The organism is Pseudomonas sp. MWU12-2319, from assembly GCF_023242525.1.
Taxonomy (GTDB): domain Bacteria; phylum Pseudomonadota; class Gammaproteobacteria; order Pseudomonadales; family Pseudomonadaceae; genus Aquipseudomonas; species Aquipseudomonas gingeri_D.
Map to the genome: position 1 here is coordinate 61,201 of NZ_JALJES010000006.1, position 16,092 is coordinate 77,292.

Below are 16,092 nucleotides of genomic sequence, written 5' to 3' on the forward strand. Positions count from 1 at the left end.
GGCGCCGCGCATGAGCCATACCCAAGCCCTCTGCGAATTCCTCGCCGACCTGCGTTACGAACAGGTACCGCAAGCGGTGTTCGAGCGTACCGAAGATCTGTTCCTCGATTGGCTGGCCTCGGCCCTGGCCAGCCAGGGCGCCCATCCGATTCCGTTGTTCGAGGCCTATGCCCGCAAGATGGGCCCGGCAAGCGGCCCGGCGCGGATCCTGGTCAATGGCCAGGGCAGTTCGGCGTACTTCGCCGCCCTGGTGAATGCCGCGTCCTCCCATCTGGTGGAGCAGGACGATCTGCACAACAGTTCCGTGCTGCACCCGGCCACGGTGGTGTTCCCGGCGGCCCTGGCGGCGGCCCAGGATCTCGGCAAGTCCGGCCGCGAGCTGTTGCTGGCCTCGCTGGCCGGCTATGAGGCGGGGATTCGTATCGGCGAGTTCCTCGGGCGTTCGCACTATCGGATCTTCCACACCACGGCCACCGTCGGCACCCTGGCGGCGGCCGTGGCCGTGGGCAAGCTGATGGACTTCGACCAGGGACAGTTCAGCAACCTGCTGGGCAGCGCCGGCACCCAGGCCGCCGGGCTCTGGGAGTTCCTCCGGGATGCCGCCGATTCCAAGCAGTTGCACACCGCCAAGGCTGCGGCGGACGGCCTATTGGCCGCCTACCTGACGGCGGATGGCCTGACCGGGGCGCGCAATATTCTCGAAGGTGACCAGGGGCTGGCCGCCGGGATGTCCAGCGATGCCGATCCGACGAAGTTGTCCGATCGCCTGGGCAGCCGCTGGGCGCTGGTGGAAACCTCGTTCAAGTTCCACGCGTCCTGTCGCCACACCCATCCGGCCGCTGATGCGTTGCTGGAGCTGATGTGGCAGGAAGGCTTGAGTCATGAACAGATTCGGCATGTGGAAACCCGTGTGCATCAGGGTGCCATTGATGTGCTCGGACGGGTCAAGGTGCCGCAGACGGTGCACCAGGCCAAGTTCTCCATGGGCACCGTGCTGGGCCTGATCGCCGTGCATGGCAAGGCCGGGCTGCCGGAGTTCCACCAACTGTCCTTGACCGATCCGGCCGTATCGGCGTTTCGCGAGAAGGTCAGCATGACCTTGGACCCGGAAGTCGATGGCGCCTATCCCCAGCGCTGGTTGGGCCGGGTGCTGGTCACCACGGTTGACGGGCGCACCCTGTACGGCGCCATCGACGAGCCCAAGGGTGATCCTGGCAACAGCCTGTCGCGGGCCGAGCTGGAAGACAAATTCCGCCGTCTGCTGCAGTTCTCCGGGGCGCGCTCGGCCGAGCAGGCCGAGGGTTTGATCCGTCAGGTCTGGGACCTGCGTAATACCACTGACTTGAAGGAGCTGCGCTGATGAATACGGCAGCAGGCAATACCCCGGCACCGCGCCCGTTGGACGGCATCACGGTGATCAGCCTCGAACACGCCATTGCCGCACCGTTCTGTACGCGGCAACTGGCGGATCTGGGCGCACGGGTGGTGAAGATCGAGCGCCCCGGCAGCGGCGACTTTGCCCGTGGTTATGACGAACGTGTTCGCGGCCTGGCCTCGCACTTCGTCTGGACCAACCGTTCCAAGGAAAGCCTGACCCTGGACCTCAAGCAGGACCAGGCCGGCGATATTCTCGAAAATCTGCTGGGGCAGGCCGATGTACTGGTGCAGAACCTCGCGCCGGGGGCTGCCGCGCGAATGGGTTTGTCCTTCGAGGCGCTGCATGAACGCTTTCCACGGCTGATCGTCTGCGATATCTCCGGTTATGGCGAAGGTGGTCCTTATGAGAAGAAAAAGGCCTACGACCTTTTGATCCAGAGCGAGGGTGGCTTTCTTTCGGTGACCGGTGGGCCGGGTGAGGAAGAGCTGGCGAAGGCCGGCTGCTCCATCGCCGATATCTCCGCCGGGATGTACGCCTACAGCGGCATTCTCTCGGCGTTGCTGCTGCGGGAGAAAACCGGGGAGGGCAGCCGCATCGACGTCAGCATGCTGGAAAGCCTGGTGGAGTGGATGGGCTACCCGATGTATTACGCCTTCGACGGTGCGCCGCCGCCGCCACGGGCCGGTGCGGCGCACTCGACCATTTATCCCTACGGGCCGTTTCCGGCGGGCGACGGCGGCACCGTGATGCTCGGGTTGCAGAACGAGCGTGAGTGGGCGGCGTTCTGCGACAGGGTGCTGCTGACCCCCGAGCTGGCGGTGGACGAGCGCTTTTCGGCCAACTTCAAGCGTTCGGCCAACCGTGAGGTGTTGCGCCAGATCATCGTCGACAGCTTTGCCCGGCTCAGCACCGAGCAGGTGATTGCCCGGTTGGAAGAGGCGCAGATCGCCAATGCCCGGGTCAACGACATGCAGGGCGTGTGGGATCACCCGCAGCTCAAGGCCCGGGATGGCTGGCGCGAGGTCGGGAGTCCGGCGGGGAAGCTCCCGGCGTTGCTGCCGCCGGCGCGCAATGCGGCGTTTGAGCCGCGTATGGAGGCGGTGCCGGGGTTGGGCGAGCACACCGGGGCGATCCTCAGTGAGTTGGGCTTTTCCGCGGAGGCGGTGGAGCGGCTGCGGGTGGATGGGGTGGTTTGAAAAGAATGGGCTGCTCTCAAGGGCCCCTTCGCGGGCAAGCCCTGCTCCTACAGTTTGGCGTCGTACACAAATATGGGGAACGACAGAGGACTGTAGGAGCAGGGCTTGTCGGAACGCCGCACCGCCACGAAGAACGATAACACGGTCCCCCCAGACAGACCGTGCAACCAAAAACAAGGAACACAACATGTCTTCATCCATTGCCCGCTCCGCGCTCTTCGTGCCCGGCAGCCGTCCCGAGCGTTTCGCCAAGGCCCTGGCCAGCGGCGCCGATGCCGTGATCGTCGATTTCGAAGATGCCGTCGAAGAACCGCTCAAACGAATTGCCCGTGACCACCTCGGCCAATTCCTTACCGCCAATCCCCAGGCCCGGGTCCTGGTCCGCATCAACGCCCCGGACCACACCGAACACAGCGCCGACCTGGCGTTCTGCAAGCAACACCCTGGTGTCAGCGGCGTGCTGCTGCCCAAGGTTGAGAACGCCGCCCAGGTCGGCGCCGTGGCGGCGACCGGCAAACCCGTCTGGCCGATCATCGAAAGTGCCCGCGGTTTGTTGAGCCTGGCTGAAATCGCCAGCGCCCCCGGCGTCGAGCGCTTGTCCTTCGGCGGCCTGGACCTGGCCCTTGACCTCAACCTGAGCAGCGGCTCGGACGCCGCGCAGTTCGCCCTCGACCAGGCACGCCTGGCGGTGATCGTGCATTCACGGGCCGCCGGCCTGGTCGCCCCACTGGACGGCGTACACCCGGCCATCGACGACCCCGAGGGCCTGCGCCGCTCAATCCGCCATGCCTATGAAATGGGCTTTGCCGGTGCGTTGTGCATTCACCCCCGGCAGGTGCCGGTGATCCACGCGGCCTTGGCGCCGAGTGCCGAAGACCTGGCCTGGGCCCGCCGCGTGGTGGACGCCGGCAGTGACGGCGCCGGAGCCTATCAGGTCGACGGGCAGATGGTCGACGCCCCGGTCTTGTTGCGGGCCCGCCGCTTGTTGGCGCTGGTGTAGGCCATCACCGCAGGCTCGACAGGCCGATCCTTGGCCGCTGATCGGAGACCGCGTCGTACTCAGCCTTCGGCAATAAACCCAGAGTTTACGGAGCGTTCACCTGAGCCGAACGCAGGTACTCAGAATTCGAAATTCTCTATACGCATGGCTTTAGGCAACCTGCCTACAACACAACAATAAGAAGGTGACTTACATGTTCAAGTTGACCCGGGCGCTGTTCTGCGCCGCCACCTTGCTCACCGTGGGCCTCGCGCAGGCGGCCGAGCCCATCGTGATCAAGTTCGCCCACGTCGTCGCGGAAAACACACCCAAGGGGCAGGGCGCGCTGCTGTTCAAGAAGCTCGCCGAAGAACGCCTGCCGGGCCGGGTCAAGGTCGAGGTCTATCCCAACTCGTCGCTGTTCGGTGACGGCAAGGAAATGGAAGCCCTGCTGCTGGGTGACGTACAGATGCTGGCACCGTCCCTGGCCAAGTTCGAGCAGTACACCAAGCAGATCCAGATCTACGACCTGCCGTTCCTGTTCAACGACATGGCCGCCGTCGACCGCTTCCAGGCGGCCCAGGGCAAGGCGCTGCTGACTGCGATGCAGGGCAAGGGCATTCTCGGCCTGGCCTATTGGCACAACGGCCTGAAGCAGATTTCCGCGAACAAGGCGCTGCACGTACCGGGCGATGCCCGTGGCCTGAAGTTCCGCGTCCAGGCTTCCAGTGTGCTGGAGGAGCAGTTCAAGGCGATCCGCGCCAATCCACGCAAGATGAGCTTCGCCGAGGTCTACCAGGGTTTGCAGACCGGCACCGTCAACGGCACCGAGAACACCTGGTCGAACTATGAAAGCCAGAAGGTCAACGAGGTGCAGAAGTACTTCACCGAGTCCAACCATGGCCTGATCGACTACATGGTGATCACCAACAGCAAGTTCTGGGATGGCCTGCCGCCGGATATTCGCAGCGAGCTGGAAAAGATCATGGCCGAGGTCACCGTCGAGGTGAACAAGCAGGCCGAAGCGCTGAACCAGAGCGCCAAGCAGAAGATCATCGACGCCAAGACCAGCGAAATCATCGAGCTGAGCCCCCAAGAGCGCGGGCAATGGCGTGAGGCGATGAAGCCGGTGTGGAAGAAGTTCGAGGGTGAGATCGGTGCCGACCTGATCGATGCGGCGGACAAGTCCAACCAGCCCTGATACCTCCTTTTCCCTCTCGCGGAGTCCTGTCCATGCAAACGCAACCCTTGCGGCGCATCTGGGAACATTTCGAGGAAGGCTTTATCGCTTTCCTGCTGGCGGCCATGACGCTGGTGACCTTTGTCTATGTGATGGCCAACAACATCTACACGCTGTTCTTCAACCTGGCTGATCGCTGGGCCTGGAGCCGCGCCTTCTTCAACAGCCTGGGCGACGCCACCATGACCGTGGCCCAGGACATGACCTGGAGCGTGGCCCTGACCAAGGCCATGTTCGGCTGGCTGATCTTCTTCGGTATCTCCTACGGCGTGCGCACCGCCGGCCACCTCGGGGTCGACGCCCTGGTCAAGCTGACCCCGCGTCCGGTGCAACGCTACCTGGCGCTGCTCGCCTGCGCCTGCTGCCTGGCCTACGCCGGGCTGTTCATGGTGGCCAGCTACAAGTGGCTGAGCGCGGTGCTCGCCGCCGGGATCGGTGCCGAAGACCTCGACCAGTATGGGATCAAGGTCGGCTATATCGTGGTGATCGTGCCGGTGGGTTTTGCCCTGGTGCTGATCCGCTACCTGGAAATCTTCTACCGCATTTTCACCCGTCGCCAGGCCGGTCTGGGCCTGGCCGATGAAGCCGGCGAAGCGAGCAAGCTGGCAAGTGAACACAAGGAGCAGCACTGATGGCCGTTCTCTGTCTGTTTCTGCTGTTGTTCACCTTCATGTTCCTCGGCGTGCCCATTGCGATTTCCCTGGGACTGTCCGGCGCGGTGTCGATCCTGATCTTCAGCCAGGATTCCCTCAGTTCCCTGGCGATCAAGCTGTTCGAGACTTCGGACGCCTACACCTTCCTGGCGATTCCGTTCTTCCTGTTGTCCGGTGCGTTCATGACCACCGGCGGCGTGGCCAAGCGCTTGATCGATTTCGCCAACGCCTGTGTCGGGCATATTCGCGGGGGCCTGGCGATTGCCGCCGTGCTGGCCTGCATGTTGTTCGCCGCCTTGTCCGGTTCCTCGCCGGCGACGGTGGCGGCGGTGGGTTCCATCGCGGTGGCGGGGATGGTCCGTTCGGGTTATCCGAAGGAGTTCGGTGCCGGGATCATCTGCAATGCCGGGACCCTGGGCATCCTGATTCCGCCGTCGATCGTCATGGTGGTGTACTCGGCGGCCACGGAAACCTCGGTGGGCAAGCTGTTTATGGCCGGGGTGATTCCCGGGCTGCTGCTGGGCCTGATGCTGATGGTGGCGATCTATATTGTTGCGCGGATCAAGAAATTACCTGCGCAGCCACGGGCGACCTTCCGCGAGTGGTTGACGGCGGCGCGCCGTGCCTTCTGGGGGTTGCTGTTGCTGGTGATCATCCTCGGCGGGATCTACAGCGGCCTGTTCACCCCGACCGAAGCGGCGGCGGTGGCGGCGGTGTATTCGGCGTTTGTCGCCTTGTTTATCTACAAGGACATGAAGATCCGCGATTGTCCCAAGGTGCTGATGGAGTCGGGTCGACTGGCGATCATGCTGATGTTCATCATCGCCAACGCCATCCTGTTCGCCCATGTGCTGACCACCGAGCAGATCCCGCAGCAGATCACCAACTGGGTGGTGTCCGAAGGGCTGACGCCGATCGGCTTCCTGATGATGGTCAACGTGGTGCTGTTGGTTGCCGGTAGTTTTATGGAGCCGTCGGCCATTGTGCTGATCCTGGCGCCGATCTTCTTCCCGATTGCGGTGAAGCTGGGGATTGACCCGATTCACCTGGGGATCGTCATGGTGGTGAATATGGAAATCGGCCTGGTGCACCCGCCGGTGGGGTTGAACCTGTTCGTGACCTCGGCGGTAACCGGGCTCACCCTGGGACAGACTATCCGTGCGGCGTTGCCGTGGTTGATGATCCTGCTGGCGTTCCTGATCCTGGTGACCTACGTGCCGATGATCTCGCTGACGCTGCCGCACTGGTTGGGCATGCCTTGATGCTCTGGAAGAGCAAGGCCAGCCCACGAAGCTTTTGGCGATCTTGAGGGCCTCTTCGCTGGCAAGCCAGGCTCCTACAAGGACCGCGCCTGGCTTCGAATTTCCTTCAAGGGCAGCCAGGGGTCACTGGCCCGCTGGTGGCCGCTGCGGCATCACCGAGGTGCCGAAGGTATTGCCCATGCGTACACTGGTGGCGGCCGGCGTTGCCAGGCCCAGTTTGTTGGGGGCTTTTTTGCTGATGTCGGGGTTCAGTGCTTCCTGGTTCTTCTGCCGCGCCTGGGTCTGCTCCGGGTCGCTCATCTGCTGGCTCAGGCAGTTGTAGTCCGGGGCCTTGTAGCCGCCGACACTGACGTCGATGCAACCGACCGGTTGCGCGGTCGGCTCAGCGGCCAGCGCCGAGCCCGATAGCGCGAGCAACAACAGCGCGGTAAGGGTTGATGAGTATTTCATTGACGCCTCCTGGCGACCCTGGAAGAAGGGTTTCTCTGGTCCTTTAGTCTAGATCAAAGCCGTTCGCCACCAGGTGATGGTTTTTTTGCAATGAACGTAACATCAGGTTCATAAACAGCCCTCAGGATGACGATTTTCAGGAACACGTCAGCTGTGCAGGGACTTCGATCCGTGGCGGTGCGTCTGTCGTTCTTTCGCTATCCCTTGGCGAGCCTGGTCCTGGCCGGCTGGCTGCTGGGCGGGATTTGTTCGTGCCTGGCGGCGGAACCGGTACAGCTTGATCCCGAGGCGCGCCTGGACCTGGACATTGCCGCCCAGGAACTGGCAGGTGCACTGGATACCTTCAGTCGCCTGACCGGCATGGCGGTGCTGGTGGACCGTGATCTGACCCGCGCACGCCGATCCTTTGCCGTGCAGGGTCGCTATCGGGCCAGCGAAGCCCTGAGCCTGTTGCTCACCGGTACTGGCCTGATGACGCGTTACGCCCGGGCCGATGCCTTCACCCTGCAAGTGGCGCAAGTCAACGAGCGGCCGACGGGCAAGGGGAGCGAGGGTTCGGCGGCGAGAGCCATGGCAAGCAGTTATGCCCAGGCGATCCAGGTGGCGATCGAGCAGGCCTTGTGTGCGTTGCCGCTGACCCGGCCGGGGACTTACCGGGCGGTGTTGCAGGTGTGGATCGGGCGTGCCGGTGATGTCCAGTACAGCCGCCTGGTCAGTTCCACCGGAGATATTCAGCGCGACGGGGCGCTGGTGGCACGGTTGAGTGGTGTGCGTGTCAGGCGTCCCGCGCCAACGTCGCTGCATCAACCGATAACCCTTCTAATAACGCCGAACTCAGCAGGAAGCAGCATGGAATGCACAGAGCGGGAAGGAGCCTGATAAGTATGAAGAATATCGGGCAGAGTCCTATGGTCCGGTTGTTCCTGACCTCCTATGACGACTTCAAGGCGCGCTTGCGCCGACGCCTGGGTTCCGAGGATCTGGCCAACGACGTCCTGCACGAAACCTATCTGCGGGTCGACCGCATGGAAGCGCCGCTCAACCTCACCCAGCCCAACGCCTATCTGTACCGCATGGCGCTGAATATCGCCGCCGATCGCCGCCAGGCCGACGCGCGCTTGTTGACGGGCGAGGAAATCGAGGAACTGTTGCAGGTCAGCGACGAATCCCAGGACCCGGAGCGGGTCGTGGGTGGGCAGAAGGAGATCCAGTTGCTGCTCAGCGCCCTGTATGAACTGCCGCCACGGCGACGGCGGATCTTTATCGCGGCGCGTCTGGAAGAAGCGCCGCACCTGGAGATTTCCCAACGTTTCGGGATTTCCACGCGCATGGTCGAAAAGGAATTGAAGGCCGCCCTGGGGCATTGCGCGGCACGCCTTGAAAGAAAAGTGATTCAGCGGTTCGGTCCCGGTGCGGGAAAACCGTCTAGGTAATAGACCAGCAAAATTTTCTTGAGTACCTGCGCGCTTGAACACGACTTCCATGACTGATTCCCGGGCCGGCGAGACCGCTCGATTGCATAGCGAAGCCCAGGATTGGCTGATCCTCCTGACCTCGGGGCGGGCCACCGCTGGCGATGCCCGGGCCTTGCGCCAGTGGTGCGCGCAGAGCCCGGAACACGCCCAGGCGTTCGAACGCAGCAAGTCGATGTGGCACTCCCTCAAGCCGGCCGCCTTGCAATTGCAGCATCCGCCCCGTGCCCGGCAGTTTGGCCGAAGGGCTTTTCTCGGGGCTGCCATTGCGGCGTCGGCGGCTTTTTTCCTGGTGCGCGAAACGATACCCGGCGGTTTTTCCGGGCTGGGTGCCGATTACGTCACCGAAGTTGGCGAGCAGCGGCGCATCGACCTGAGCGACGATATCCGCCTGGAGCTCAACACCCAGACCCGGATCAATCGTCTGGCGGCGGTCGGCGGCAGCCCGCGGATCGAACTGGTCAGTGGTGAAGTGGAAGTGGTGACGCGCTCGCGTGAGTCGATCAGCGTCCAGGCCGGTCCGGGCTGGTTACATGCCGATCAGGTGCGTTTCAACGTGCGTCATATTGACCAGAGCGTTTGTGTGACCTGTATCGAAGGTCTGCTGACGGTGCAGGTGCAGGGCCGCAGCTTTCGTCTGGAGAGTGGCCGACAGTTGACCTATGACGCCCGGCATACCGGCGAGCCGCAAACGGTCGATGCGGCGAACGTGATCGCCTGGCGTAACAAGATGCTGGTGTTCAATGATGCGACCCTGGCCTCGGTGATCGACGAGATCAACCGCTATCGCCCGGGCATGCTGGTGTTGCTCAATGCCGAGTTGGGCAAACGCAAGGTCCAGGCGCGTTTCAGTCTCGATCAGTTGGCGGGGGTGGCGTTGTTGATCCGCGATGCCTACGGAGCCAAGTGCACCGAGTTGCCGGGTGGCGTGGTGTTGCTCAGCTGATTCTGGGCTGTCGATTGTAGATACTCCTCTTGCCCCGGTCCCTGTCGGAGCTGCCCTTGTGGGAGCGGAGCTTGCCCGCGAAGAGGCCATTGAGATCGCCAAAAGCTTCGCGGGCAAGCTCCGCTCCCACAAGGTGTGCGTTCAGCTTTCGAGCAAGTGAGTCCAGGTAACGCTATTCCAGCGGGCCCAGCACCTGCCGATAACGCTCCGGCCCCTGGGGTGTGTCGCGCACCAGGGTGATTTCCAGGCCCCGGGGATTATCCTGATGATTACCGCCCAGGTTGCGCCAGCCCTTGCCCGGTTGCCAGACCCGCAAGTCCATTTCCCGCACCTGAGCCAGTACCGCGACACCCTCCTTGGCCGCCGGCAACGGGAATTGCGTGCGCGCCGGTCCAGCAGCGCGATACAGAGTGCCGCCCTGCAACCACCAGCGCACCCGTTGCAGAGCGCCGTCCTGCTGCGGCGCGGCGCGGATCAGCTCCAGGCGAAAGCCCTTGCCCTCGGCGCTGCGTACGCTCAGGGCCACGGGGGCGGGCGGGGCTTCGTGTTCGGTATCCACCACCACCGGTTCCACCAGTTCAATGCCGGCGCGCAGCGCCACATCACGCTCCAACTGCCCCAACGCCGCCAGCAGTTCGCGGGTCTGTCCGGCGCTGGCCTTGAGGTGTTCGTCGGCGCGGTTGACGCTGTCCAGCCCGCGCCAGGCGATCACGCTGACAATCGCCATCAGCATGATCGCGACCATCACTTCGATCAGGGTAAAGCCTTGCTGGCGCCTGTTCATTGCACCTTCACCTCGCCGGTGGCGCTACGCAGCACGCTGATACTGTGCTGGCCGTCGGAGAGCGACAGGCGCAACGGCACGCCGATCCACTCGGCGGTCAACAGCAGGCTTTTGCCCGGGTCGATACGCACCTGCATCGGTGTGCTCAGCCAGGCACGGGGGCGCAGTTGCGGGTCCTGGGCGAACTGCTCGACGCCGCCCTGGTCGTCGCCGCGGCTGAAGCGATAACCCTTGCTGTCGCTCAGCCAGCGAATCGGCCGGCCATCGGCCCGGACCTCGGCCTGGGCTACCTGCAGGGCCTGGGCCAGTGTCTCGGCGTCCTTGCGCAGCAGGTGCAACGGGTCCGGCTTGATGCTCAGGCCAATGGCCGCACTGGCGATACCGATGATGACCAGCACCACCATCAGTTCGATCAGGGTGAAACCGGCTTGGGGGCGCACGACATCCATTCGACAAGGGCTCCTTGGGGGTTGATACAGGCTGCGCCGCGAAGATGATGAGCATGTGAAATAAAAACGTGAGAATTGACAGGTAGTCTGATGGGAGCGCGTTTCTGTGGGAGTCGGCTTGCTGGCGATACGAATTCATGGTCGACATCGTTGTCGCCTGATATATCGCTATCGCTGGCAAGCCAGCTCCCACAGGGATTTGCGGCGCAGCCTCTGTTTCGGATCACTGTCGAGAAGGACCTCAAGCATGCAATGGACTCACCGTTTTTCCCCGCCGCAGTTCGTTCAGGCGCTGGCCTTGCTCGCGGCCCTGGCCGGTGCGCTGACCTGGTCCAGCCTGTTGCTGAAACCTGCGCCATCGCTGTTACCCGAAGGCCTGCCGCAAACCGCCGGCACCCGCAGCGACAACCCCGCCCTGCAATGGTTTTCCAACCAGCCGGCGGTGCTCGATATCAAGGTCTCCGGGGTCATGGCCGGAGTGCACGGGGCGGTGGCGATCCTCAGTCTCAACGACGGCCCTCCGCGCAGTTTCCTGGCGGGCGAAACCCTGAGCCAGGGCGTGCGCCTGCTGGCCATCGAGCCCGAGGGCATTGTTGTCGAACGCGGCACGGAAAAACTCCACCTGAACGTGACCCGCCTCAGTGCTGCGCCGTTCCTGCCGAAGCTGACCCGCCCTTGAGTGCCGGTTGGGCCGGGCTCAGCACGGTTTCCAACTGGGCCAGCGGTGGCGCCTCGCGGCTGCGATCGAGGACCAGGATATCGACTTTGAACAGACCGGCGCCGAACGCGCCGATCATCTGGTCGCAGCGCAACATCAGCCGGCCCTGATCGCATTCGAAGGATTTGCGCCCGACGGGCAGGCGTCCTTCCAGGCGCAATTCCGCCAGACGGCTCTGGGCCGCCAGCAAGGCGATGGATTTGTCCCGCAACAGCCCGTTGCTCTGGGTCATCACCCCGGCCATGCGCACGGCGGCGGACAGCGCGACGGCGATGATTGTCAGGGCCACCAGCACTTCGATCAGGGTGAAACCACCTTGGTGGTGTGGACGGGGCATCAAGTCGACTCGAGAGGGGAACCCGGGCTCAAGACTAGGGGGCTTGTTTGACCGCCTGCTGACCAAAGCTCCCGAGCTTTTCGCAACGGCTTGCCGTTGATTCGCCTTCAGCCGCTGACAGGTCTTCCCTTAACTGTCCCTGTGGGCGCCACTCACCGGCAGGCGGCTGCCGAGGCGATACCGCGACGAGGGATGGGTCAGGCGAACGTAGGTGACAATCTTGTTCTGGCTCCAGGTCCGCCGTACCAGGATCAGGCATGGCTCCAGGGCGTCGATCTGCATATGCCGGCTTTCGTCGCTGCTGGGGTGACCGGCCTCGACAATATGCTCCATCTCGTCGGGACGAATGACCTGCAACAGGTAGCGCGCCGGTTGCAGCTGTTCACCGAACTCCTGTTGCAGAAAGTCCGGCACCAGCTCGGGATTGACATAGCGATCCTCGAACTGCACCGGCACGCCTTCTTCGCTGTGCACGCAGATCAGGTGAAACACCGACGAGCCGGTAGGCAGCGCCAGCGCGGCGGCCACCGGCATCGAGGCCGCCTCGCGGCCCAGGTGCAGGACCCGGCAGGAATAGCTGTGCCCGCGGGCGATGATTTCATCGGCAATATTGGTGATGCGCAGCAGATTCGATTGCGGCTTGCTTTCGGCGACAAAGGTGCCGACGCCGGAGATACGCAACAGATGACCTTCTTCCGTCAGCTCGCGCAAGGCCCGGTTGACGGTCATGCGCGAAATGCCCAGTTCCTGCACCAGGCGGTTTTCCGAGGGGATCAAGTCGCCAGGCTTCCATTCGCCGCTGCGCAGCTTGTCTTGCACAAAGTCCTTCGCGCGCCGATAGAGGGCTTGCGGTGCATTTTTGATCATGGGTCAGTCCGCATCTTTTTGAGCGGCAAGAACACTTGCCAGGGCTTTGAGAAAAAGGTCGTTATCCTCACAGCTACCGATGGAGACACGCAAGTACTCTGTGTAGCCGTCTTCACGCCAGGGTTTGACGATAATGCCCTTGCCCAGCAAGGCCTGGTTGATGGTTTCAGCCGGATAGGGCGTGCTGAAGAAGAGGAAGTTGGCCAGCGACGGCGCGGTGTCCAGGCCCAGGTTCTGCAAGGCAATCACCATATGCCGGCGCTCATGGGCGACGTGGGCGAGGGTGGCTTGCAGGTGCTCCTCGTCGGCCAGGGCGGCAATCGCCGCGGCCTGGGCCACGCGATTGATATTGAACGGCGTGCGCAGGCGGTCGATCAGGTCGGCCAGCATCGGGTCGCTGACGATGCCGTAGCCGATCCGCAAACCGGCCAGGGAATACGCCTTGGAGAAGGTTCGCAGCAGGATAAAGGGCTTGCCGCTGGCCTGGATCAGACCGAGGCAATCGGGATAACCCTCTTCGAATTGCGCGTACTCGTAGTAGGCTTCGTCGAACACCAACAGGCATTGGGCCGGCAGTGCCGCCAACAGGCGTTGCAGCTCGTCGGCATCGAGGGTGCAGCCGACCGGGTTGGAAGGGCAGGAAAACATCAGCAGACGGGTTTTCGGCGTCAGGGCCTGAATCATTGCCGGCACGTCGAAACGGCCTTCATCGGTCATCGGCACGCCCGTTACCCGGGCCCCGGCGGCGATAGGGTAGATAAAGTGCAGGCCGAACGAGGGCACCACGGTGACCACTTCATCGCCATGGTCGAGGAACACCCGGCTGATAATGCTCAGCAAATCTTCGGAGCCGTTGCCGAACACCAACTGATTGCCCGGCACGCCGAGTTTGGCGCTGAGGGCCGCGCGCAGTTCCAGGCAGCTGGCATCCGGGTACAGCGCTATGCTGGAACAGGCCAGGGTCATGGCTGCGGCGACCGCCGGTGCCGGCCCCAGCGGGTTTTCGTTGCTGCCCAGCTTGGCCACCCGGGTCAGCCCGAAGCGTTTGCGCACCGCTTCGGTGCCAAGGCCGGCGTTGTAGCTGGCCAGATCACGCACCTGGGGGCGGGCGAGGAGTTGCAGTTCAGCAGCGTTCATACCGGGGAAGCCTCTTTGTTGTCTTGCCAGAACGCATTGCGATCCAGATAGTTCTGCAGGAATTGCTGCAGACGGGGGTGTTCGGTGTTGTGGAAGATTTGCTGCGGGGTGCCCTGGGCCACCACCTGGCCCTGGTCGAGGAACACCACCGAATCGGCGACCTGGGCGGCGAAACCCATCTCATGGGTGACCACCACCATGGTCATGCCTTCCTTGGCCAGGGTCTTCATGACCTGCAGGACTTCGCCCACCAGCTCCGGGTCGAGGGCCGAAGTCGGTTCGTCGAACAGCATGATGTGCGGCTCCATGGCCAGCGCCCGGGCAATCGCCACGCGCTGCTGCTGACCGCCGGAGAGCTGGATCGGATAGACATCGGCCTTGTGCGCCAGGCCGACTTTGTCGAGCATCGCCAGGGCGCGCTTACGGGCTTCGGCGGCCGGCAGCTTGCGCACCCGCAGCAGGGCTTCGCTGACATTGCCCAACGCGGTCATGTGCGGCCACAGGTTGAACTGCTGGAAGACCATGCCGATATTGCGTCGGACCTGATTGATCTGCGCTTGCGCGGCGCGTTTGCGGCCCTTGCCGTTGTCCGGCACATAGCCGAGCAACTGGCCTTCGATATGGATCTCGCCTTCGTCGTACTCTTCGAGAAAGGCCATGCTCCGTAGCAGGGTGCTTTTGCCCGAGCCGGAAGGGCCGATCAGGCACACCACTTCGGAATGCCGGACCTGCAGGTCGATCCCCTTGAGTACACGCAGGGCGCCGAAGCTCTTGCCGACATTGTGCAGGCGCACCATGGGTTGCGAGTCGCCGGGGAGTTGTTCGGAGGTCTTCATGGGGTCACCTTGTTTCGGGACAATGGGTGGCAGGGGGCGTTGTTGGATAGTCATTGCGGCTGCCTGCTCATAAAGCGGCCGACCCGGGTCTCCAGGACCATGCCCAGGCGTGAACAGAACTCCACCAGCAGCAGATAGCCGATACACAGCACCAGCAGGGTTTCGACGAAGGCGAAGGTTTGCGAGCCGATACCGGTCATGACCATGGTCAGCTCCGGGATGGTGATGATCGACAGCACCGCGGTTTCCTTGCACAGGATGGTCACCAGGTTGACCAGCGCCGGCAGGATGATCACCAGCATCTGCGGCAACTGGATGCGCAGGATGCATTGCCAGCGGGTGATGCCCAGGCAGTCGGCCGCCTCCAGTTGGCCACGGGCCACCGACTCGAAACCGGTGCGGAAGATCTCCGCGAAGTACACGCTGCCATAGATGCCCAGCCCGAGGATCCCGGCGGGAACAGGGTCCAGGCTGAGGCCGAAGGACGGTCCGCCGTAATAGACCAGGAACAGCTGGACCAGGAATGGCGTGCTGCGAATGACCTCGATAAACGCCCGTAGCGGTGCGCGAATCAGGTTGTTGCCGAACAACTGGGCCACGGCAATCAGCAAGCCGAGGAACAACCCCAGGACCACCCCGGCGGACCAGGTGCCGAGGGTGACCGTGAAGCCCTGGGCGATATCGTCGAGGTGCTCGGTAATGACCCGGTAGTCGAAGATCATGTCAGTTGCTCCTTCATGCGTCGTTCCAACAGGCCGCCGCAGAACGCCAGTGGGATATTGATCAGACAATAGAAGCCGGCCAGCATCAGGTAGTCCTGGACGAACAGGTAGTCGCTGGCCGCCAGGTTCTGCGCGGTACGGGTCAGGTCGGCGAGACCTACCACCGACACCAGCGAGGAAGCCTTGATCAGCAGGATCATTTCATTGACCAGGGCCGGCAGGGTCAGGCGCACGGCTTGCGGCACGCGGATGCGGATCAGCATCTGCCGGGTACTCAGGCCCAGCAGCCCGGCTGCCTCCAATTGCCCCCCGGGGATGGCCAGGAAGCCACCCCGGAGGATCTCGGCGATATAAGCCCCGGCGCACAACGACAGGCTGATGATCGCGGCCGTCAGCGGCGACACATTGGGCAGGCCGACCCGTGGCAGGAAGTAATAGACAAAGAGCAATTGCACCAGCAGCGGAATGCCGCGGAACACGAAGATGTAGCCGCCCCCCAGGCGCCTGAACAACGGCACCGGCGACAGGCGCAGGCTGGCGATCAGGATGCCGATGAAAAAGCCGATCACCAGGGCTGCGGTGGAAACCTCGAGGGTCACCAGCAGGCTGGTCAGCAGCAACGGCAGGTTCTGCAAAAATAAAGGCCAATCGAACATTGCGGTGACT

Annotated in this window: 19 protein-coding genes; 10 read left to right on the plus strand and 9 right to left on the minus strand. The window is 63.2% G+C overall.

Features of this window, described 5'->3' with window-relative positions; all coding sequences use genetic code 11:
* The first annotated feature begins 10 nt into the window (after window positions 1-10).
* The 6 genes from M5C01_RS11820 (at window position 11) to dctM (ending at window position 6,708) form a co-directional block, all read left to right on the plus strand.
* Window positions 11-1,360 (plus strand): MmgE/PrpD family protein, encoded by a 1,350-nt coding sequence (locus M5C01_RS11820; protein WP_152738735.1) that lies wholly within the window; start codon window positions 11-13, stop codon window positions 1,358-1,360.
* Window positions 1,360-2,574: a CaiB/BaiF CoA-transferase family protein gene (locus tag M5C01_RS11825; RefSeq protein ID WP_152738738.1), complete on the plus strand. Its 1,215-nt coding sequence runs from the start codon at window positions 1,360-1,362 to the stop codon at window positions 2,572-2,574. The genes M5C01_RS11820 and M5C01_RS11825 overlap by 1 nt, the downstream gene beginning before the upstream one ends.
* 187 nt (window positions 2,575-2,761) lie before the next feature.
* On the plus strand, window positions 2,762-3,574 hold the full coding sequence (locus tag M5C01_RS11830) for a CoA ester lyase (protein ID WP_103499832.1): 813 nt from the start codon (window positions 2,762-2,764) through the stop codon (window positions 3,572-3,574).
* 193 nt (window positions 3,575-3,767) lie between these two features.
* A complete protein-coding gene (locus tag M5C01_RS11835) occupies window positions 3,768-4,754 on the plus strand; it encodes a TRAP transporter substrate-binding protein (RefSeq protein ID WP_152738741.1) in 987 nt (328 codons plus the stop codon).
* A 32-nt stretch (window positions 4,755-4,786) separates the two neighbouring features.
* Window positions 4,787-5,425 carry a TRAP transporter small permease gene (locus tag M5C01_RS11840; protein ID WP_103499830.1) on the plus strand — a complete coding sequence of 213 codons (639 nt, stop codon included), beginning with the start codon at window positions 4,787-4,789 and terminating at the stop codon, window positions 5,423-5,425.
* Window positions 5,425-6,708, plus strand: a complete 1,284-nt coding sequence (gene dctM / locus M5C01_RS11845) for a C4-dicarboxylate TRAP transporter large permease protein DctM (RefSeq protein ID WP_100941087.1) — start codon at window positions 5,425-5,427, stop codon at window positions 6,706-6,708. Before M5C01_RS11840 ends, dctM begins: the two co-directional genes overlap by 1 nt.
* 123 nt (window positions 6,709-6,831) lie before the next feature.
* On the opposite strand, the gene M5C01_RS11850 is transcribed toward dctM, so the two are convergent.
* On the minus strand, window positions 6,832-7,158 hold the full coding sequence (locus M5C01_RS11850; RefSeq protein WP_152738744.1) for a hypothetical protein: 327 nt from the start codon (window positions 7,156-7,158) through the stop codon (window positions 6,832-6,834).
* Window positions 7,159-7,311: 153 nt separating this feature from the next.
* Here M5C01_RS11850 and M5C01_RS11855 point away from each other — a divergent pair, with 153 nt between their 5' ends.
* Genes M5C01_RS11855 through M5C01_RS11865 form a run of 3 tightly spaced genes read left to right on the plus strand, consistent with a single transcriptional unit; the run spans window position 7,312 to window position 9,576 of the window.
* Window positions 7,312-8,037, plus strand: a complete 726-nt coding sequence (locus M5C01_RS11855) for a TonB-dependent outer membrane receptor (protein WP_248764314.1) — start codon at window positions 7,312-7,314, stop codon at window positions 8,035-8,037.
* 5 nt (window positions 8,038-8,042) lie between these two features.
* Window positions 8,043-8,591, plus strand: a complete 549-nt coding sequence (locus tag M5C01_RS11860) for a sigma-70 family RNA polymerase sigma factor (RefSeq protein WP_100941089.1) — start codon at window positions 8,043-8,045, stop codon at window positions 8,589-8,591.
* Between the two features lie 49 nt (window positions 8,592-8,640).
* Window positions 8,641-9,576 carry a FecR domain-containing protein gene (locus M5C01_RS11865; RefSeq protein WP_152738747.1) on the plus strand — a complete coding sequence of 312 codons (936 nt, stop codon included), beginning with the start codon at window positions 8,641-8,643 and terminating at the stop codon, window positions 9,574-9,576.
* Window positions 9,577-9,748: 172 nt separating this feature from the next.
* Here the strand turns inward: M5C01_RS11865 and M5C01_RS11870 are convergent, their stop codons facing one another.
* Together M5C01_RS11870 and M5C01_RS11875 are read right to left on the minus strand one after the other, a co-directional pair.
* Window positions 9,749-10,360: a prepilin-type N-terminal cleavage/methylation domain-containing protein gene (locus M5C01_RS11870; RefSeq protein ID WP_152738753.1), complete on the minus strand. Its 612-nt coding sequence runs from the start codon at window positions 10,358-10,360 to the stop codon at window positions 9,749-9,751.
* Window positions 10,357-10,809 carry a GspH/FimT family pseudopilin gene (locus M5C01_RS11875; protein WP_103497942.1) on the minus strand — a complete coding sequence of 151 codons (453 nt, stop codon included), beginning with the start codon at window positions 10,807-10,809 and terminating at the stop codon, window positions 10,357-10,359. Before M5C01_RS11875 ends, M5C01_RS11870 begins: the two co-directional genes overlap by 4 nt.
* Before the next feature lie 247 nt (window positions 10,810-11,056).
* Between M5C01_RS11875 and M5C01_RS11880 the strand changes: the two genes are divergently transcribed.
* On the plus strand, window positions 11,057-11,488 hold the full coding sequence (locus M5C01_RS11880) for a general secretion pathway protein GspC (protein ID WP_152738755.1): 432 nt from the start codon (window positions 11,057-11,059) through the stop codon (window positions 11,486-11,488).
* Here the strand turns inward: M5C01_RS11880 and gspI are convergent.
* From gspI to M5C01_RS11910, 6 genes are all read right to left on the minus strand, one after another.
* Window positions 11,448-11,864, minus strand: coding sequence for a type II secretion system minor pseudopilin GspI (gspI, locus tag M5C01_RS11885; RefSeq protein ID WP_103497940.1), 417 nt, complete (start codon window positions 11,862-11,864; stop codon window positions 11,448-11,450). The two genes, M5C01_RS11880 and gspI, sit on opposite strands and share 41 nt — an antisense overlap.
* Before the next feature lie 129 nt (window positions 11,865-11,993).
* Complete coding sequence (gene hutC / locus M5C01_RS11890; RefSeq protein ID WP_100941096.1) at window positions 11,994-12,731, minus strand: histidine utilization repressor; 738 nt, start codon at window positions 12,729-12,731, stop codon at window positions 11,994-11,996.
* Window positions 12,732-12,734: 3 nt separating this feature from the next.
* Window positions 12,735-13,868: a histidinol-phosphate transaminase gene (hisC, locus tag M5C01_RS11895; protein ID WP_103497939.1), complete on the minus strand. Its 1,134-nt coding sequence runs from the start codon at window positions 13,866-13,868 to the stop codon at window positions 12,735-12,737.
* Complete coding sequence (locus M5C01_RS11900; RefSeq protein ID WP_103497938.1) at window positions 13,865-14,704, minus strand: amino acid ABC transporter ATP-binding protein; 840 nt, start codon at window positions 14,702-14,704, stop codon at window positions 13,865-13,867. The genes hisC and M5C01_RS11900 overlap by 4 nt, the downstream gene beginning before the upstream one ends.
* A gap of 50 nt (window positions 14,705-14,754) precedes the next feature.
* Window positions 14,755-15,426, minus strand: a complete 672-nt coding sequence (locus M5C01_RS11905) for an amino acid ABC transporter permease (RefSeq protein ID WP_103497937.1) — start codon at window positions 15,424-15,426, stop codon at window positions 14,755-14,757.
* Entirely contained in the window at window positions 15,423-16,082 is a 660-nt protein-coding gene (locus M5C01_RS11910; protein ID WP_152738758.1) for an amino acid ABC transporter permease, read from the minus strand. Before M5C01_RS11910 ends, M5C01_RS11905 begins: the two co-directional genes overlap by 4 nt.
* Window positions 16,083-16,092: the final 10 nt, after the last annotated feature.

What these genes read in the sequence shown, in the direction of transcription:
- M5C01_RS11840 (WP_103499830.1), top strand. Translation starts at nt 4,787, where the DNA reads ATGCAAACGCAACCCTTGCGGCGCATCTGGGAACATTTCGAGGAAGGC.
- gspI (WP_103497940.1), bottom strand. Translation starts at nt 11,864, where the DNA reads ATGCCCCGTCCACACCACCAAGGTGGTTTCACCCTGATCGAAGTGCTG.
- dctM (WP_100941087.1), top strand. Translation starts at nt 5,425, where the DNA reads ATGGCCGTTCTCTGTCTGTTTCTGCTGTTGTTCACCTTCATGTTCCTC.
- hisC (WP_103497939.1), bottom strand. Translation starts at nt 13,868, where the DNA reads ATGAACGCTGCTGAACTGCAACTCCTCGCCCGCCCCCAGGTGCGTGAT.
- M5C01_RS11900 (WP_103497938.1), bottom strand. Translation starts at nt 14,704, where the DNA reads ATGAAGACCTCCGAACAACTCCCCGGCGACTCGCAACCCATGGTGCGC.
- M5C01_RS11860 (WP_100941089.1), top strand. Translation starts at nt 8,043, where the DNA reads ATGAAGAATATCGGGCAGAGTCCTATGGTCCGGTTGTTCCTGACCTCC.
- M5C01_RS11875 (WP_103497942.1), bottom strand. Translation starts at nt 10,809, where the DNA reads ATGGATGTCGTGCGCCCCCAAGCCGGTTTCACCCTGATCGAACTGATG.
- M5C01_RS11820 (WP_152738735.1), top strand. Translation starts at nt 11, where the DNA reads ATGAGCCATACCCAAGCCCTCTGCGAATTCCTCGCCGACCTGCGTTAC.
- M5C01_RS11880 (WP_152738755.1), top strand. Translation starts at nt 11,057, where the DNA reads ATGCAATGGACTCACCGTTTTTCCCCGCCGCAGTTCGTTCAGGCGCTG.
- M5C01_RS11850 (WP_152738744.1), bottom strand. Translation starts at nt 7,158, where the DNA reads ATGAAATACTCATCAACCCTTACCGCGCTGTTGTTGCTCGCGCTATCG.
- M5C01_RS11825 (WP_152738738.1), top strand. Translation starts at nt 1,360, where the DNA reads ATGAATACGGCAGCAGGCAATACCCCGGCACCGCGCCCGTTGGACGGC.
- M5C01_RS11865 (WP_152738747.1), top strand. Translation starts at nt 8,641, where the DNA reads ATGACTGATTCCCGGGCCGGCGAGACCGCTCGATTGCATAGCGAAGCC.
- M5C01_RS11870 (WP_152738753.1), bottom strand. Translation starts at nt 10,360, where the DNA reads ATGAACAGGCGCCAGCAAGGCTTTACCCTGATCGAAGTGATGGTCGCG.
- M5C01_RS11910 (WP_152738758.1), bottom strand. Translation starts at nt 16,082, where the DNA reads ATGTTCGATTGGCCTTTATTTTTGCAGAACCTGCCGTTGCTGCTGACC.
- M5C01_RS11830 (WP_103499832.1), top strand. Translation starts at nt 2,762, where the DNA reads ATGTCTTCATCCATTGCCCGCTCCGCGCTCTTCGTGCCCGGCAGCCGT.
- M5C01_RS11905 (WP_103497937.1), bottom strand. Translation starts at nt 15,426, where the DNA reads ATGATCTTCGACTACCGGGTCATTACCGAGCACCTCGACGATATCGCC.
- hutC (WP_100941096.1), bottom strand. Translation starts at nt 12,731, where the DNA reads ATGATCAAAAATGCACCGCAAGCCCTCTATCGGCGCGCGAAGGACTTT.
- M5C01_RS11835 (WP_152738741.1), top strand. Translation starts at nt 3,768, where the DNA reads ATGTTCAAGTTGACCCGGGCGCTGTTCTGCGCCGCCACCTTGCTCACC.